Origin of the sequence: Komagataeibacter oboediens, assembly GCF_003207815.1 — a bacterium.
Lineage (GTDB): Bacteria > Pseudomonadota > Alphaproteobacteria > Acetobacterales > Acetobacteraceae > Komagataeibacter > Komagataeibacter oboediens.
The window spans coordinates 1-2,524 of sequence record NZ_NKTX01000147.1; the positions used below are offsets into that span (position 1 = coordinate 1).

At 55.8% G+C, this 2,524-nt stretch carries 5 protein-coding genes and 1 pseudogene; 4 read left to right on the forward strand and 2 right to left on the reverse strand.

Features of this window, described 5'->3' with window-relative positions:
• The coding region (locus CFR80_RS17650; protein WP_181418227.1) for an ATP-binding protein at positions 1 to 381 on the forward strand (381 nt) is incomplete at its 5' end.
• A gap of 132 nt (positions 382 to 513) precedes the next feature.
• On the opposite strand, the gene CFR80_RS19550 is transcribed toward CFR80_RS17650, so the two are convergent.
• On the reverse strand, positions 514 to 678 hold the full coding sequence (locus tag CFR80_RS19550) for a hypothetical protein (protein WP_162838769.1): 165 nt from the start codon (positions 676 to 678) through the stop codon (positions 514 to 516).
• Here CFR80_RS19550 and CFR80_RS19095 point away from each other — a divergent pair.
• The 3 genes from CFR80_RS19095 to CFR80_RS17665 all read left to right on the forward strand — a co-directional run bounded on the left by CFR80_RS19095 (position 677) and on the right by CFR80_RS17665 (position 1,749).
• The gene (locus CFR80_RS19095) at positions 677 to 1,003 is read left to right on the forward strand and encodes a hypothetical protein (RefSeq protein ID WP_133251168.1); all 327 of its coding nucleotides are present in this window, start codon (positions 677 to 679) and stop codon (positions 1,001 to 1,003) included. The two genes, CFR80_RS19550 and CFR80_RS19095, sit on opposite strands and share 2 nt — an antisense overlap.
• A gap of 139 nt (positions 1,004 to 1,142) precedes the next feature.
• Complete coding sequence (locus CFR80_RS17660; RefSeq protein WP_010518357.1) at positions 1,143 to 1,439, forward strand: BrnT family toxin; 297 nt, start codon at positions 1,143 to 1,145, stop codon at positions 1,437 to 1,439.
• Positions 1,408 to 1,749, forward strand: a complete 342-nt coding sequence (locus tag CFR80_RS17665; protein WP_007396313.1) for a BrnA antitoxin family protein — start codon at positions 1,408 to 1,410, stop codon at positions 1,747 to 1,749. Before CFR80_RS17660 ends, CFR80_RS17665 begins: the two co-directional genes overlap by 32 nt.
• Positions 1,750 to 2,050: 301 nt before the next feature.
• Here the strand turns inward: CFR80_RS17665 and CFR80_RS17670 are convergent.
• Positions 2,051 to 2,428: pseudogene (locus CFR80_RS17670) on the reverse strand (MucR family transcriptional regulator); the annotation flags it as partial.
• Between the last annotated feature and the right edge of the window lie 96 nt (positions 2,429 to 2,524).

The window sequence follows — 2,524 nt, forward strand, 5'->3', positions numbered from 1 at the left end:
GCCATTGGCCGGAGCTGCATCCGCACAGGTCGGCGTGGCCGGTTCTTCAACGTGGTGGACCTGGTCAACCGGCTTGAGGCTGACAGTCGGGCGGCAAGGGCGGGTCGGCTGGCCGAACAACTCGGCCGACTGGACTTTGTCATCCTCGACGAACTGGGATACCTGCCCTTTGCCCAGTCTGGCGGACAGTTGCTGTTCCATATGATCAGCCGCCTTTATGAACAGACCTCGGTCATTGTCACCACGAACCTGTCCTTCGGTGAATGGGCCAGTGTATTCGCCGACGCCAAGATGACCACGGCACTGCTCGACCGTCTGACCCATCACTGCGACATCATCGAGACAGGGAACGAAAGCTGGCGCTTCAGGAACCGTAACTGAACCTCTCTCCAGATCCATACCTGCCCCGGCCTGTCTCCTTACGCCTACGGCTTCAGGAGACAGGCCGGCCCTTCAACAGGGGGTTAATATTGCATGCCGATCAGGGGTTATTTTTGAGTGCCGATTGACACCTTATTGCCCTGGTTCAGGCAGGGGAAGGGGATGATCGGTACCGAGGCTGGCCGCCCATGCCTTCACCGCTTCACCACTGATGAACAATCCGGCATCAGCCTCGGCCAGTGCCCGGCGTGTCGCTTCGTTCTTTTCGGCTTCCCGATCGGAATGACCTGTTTCCATGATGGTGTTCCTCCCGGACCAGATCATCAGGCCCGTTCCGGTCTGTGTCCACGTGTTTCTGGTGACCGCAGCGCCCGAGAACCCTGTGCGTCATCGACAATGTCCATGTTCGATGGGATCAGGACGTTTCGCTGAAGCAGGGGAAGGGAGGGATATGAGTTTTCCGGCCACAGGAAACCCGCAGATAATTATTACCTTATCGTTACATAAGGTGGGCACAGATATACGCTCGCTCACCGCAATCATGGATGCCCGCCAGTGCGGAGAGATCACAGCCGATGAAATGATCGCCCAGATCCGGCTGATATCTCAACAGGAAGACTGAGTTTTTCTTGCTTCGGCAGAGAACATTGGGAGCCTGTGGTAGAATCCTGTCATCGGGAATTGAGTTAATCCGTTGCAGGAATGCGGGCTTGAAAAATCATACTGTTGTAACTACAATTCCGTAACTACTGGAGCGGATTGTGACCATATGGGTATGGGATCCTGAAAAGGATTCAAAAAACAGGGAGAAGCATAAGCTGCCTCTGGAAACCGGCAGGTTTGTTCTCGACGGCGATCCGCTCGCATTGTCTGTCCCTGATCCCCATCCAGATGGGGACAGGTGGCGAACCATAGGGAAGATACGGGGCATCACAACTCTCTTCGTCGTTCATACAGAACCCGTGGAAGACGAGGAGGATGGCGAAGAATACGGTCGTATTATCAGCGTAAGAAAGGCAACTGCCCATGAGCGCAAAGCATACGAAAATGGACTCTGAACTGCTTCAGGCGTTACGGGCTGTGGAGGCCATGCCTGACAATCAGATTGTGACGGATGATGAAGCCCCAGAAATTCGTGACTGGTCACATGCGGAACGGGGGCGCTTCTATCGACCCCGTAAAGTGCAGAAAACCGTGCGGTTTGACGCTGATGTCGTGGCTTTCTTCGAGAAGGACGGGCCTGGCTATCAGACACGTATGAATGATGCGCTGCGTGAAATTATGAATCGCGCCTTACGTAAGGCGCCCACGAAAACAGACGCGGGATCTGCACGATCTTCACGGCGCGGGAAGACGGTACACGCATAAGAGTGGCTCTGACCTTTCTTTGCCCACTTTCCTGCACGAGAAGGAGATCGACCACCATGAGCAGCAAAAACAGGTCCATGCCCTCGCTGCACAGTGACGAAGCGGCCGAGGATTTCGTCGTAACCACCGATCTGATCCGGTATGACCTGACGGATAGCCGTGACCAATGTACGCCTCGTTACCTTCCTGCGGTGTGCGAGAGCGTCCCCCTTATTGCCCGGGTTGTGGCAGGGGGAGCGGGTTATCCGTGCCGAGGCTGGCGGCCCATGCCTTCATGTCCCGTTTCTCCCGGTCTGGACCTTCAGGCCAGTTTCGGCCTGCGTCCGCGTTTCTTCTCTGGCAGGCGTGTGACCGGCACCCCAGTTCCTGATGTTTCCGAAGGGGCCGGTGTCGCCTTGATGACCCGCCCTAGTCCAATCTCCTGTGCCAGGGCAGAGCGTCGGGCTGCGTAGGATGGGGCGGTCATCGGGTAGCTTTCCGGCAGGTCCCATTTTTCCCGATACTGCTCGGGTGTCATACCATAGACAGTACGAAGATGGCGCTTGAGCATCTTCATTTTTTTTCCGTCCTCCAGACAGACAATGTAGTCTGGAAACACGGATTTCTTCACAGGCACGGCCGGCACCAGATCTGGTGTTTCGGTCATCGCCTGTCCCAGACTTCCGAGCGCCTGAAATAGAGGCCATCGTGTGGATGGTACGCTAAACAACGTTTGGCATGAACAATAAAGGAACGATCAGGCGGCACGAGCCTGTTTCGACAGATTGAGCGTCTT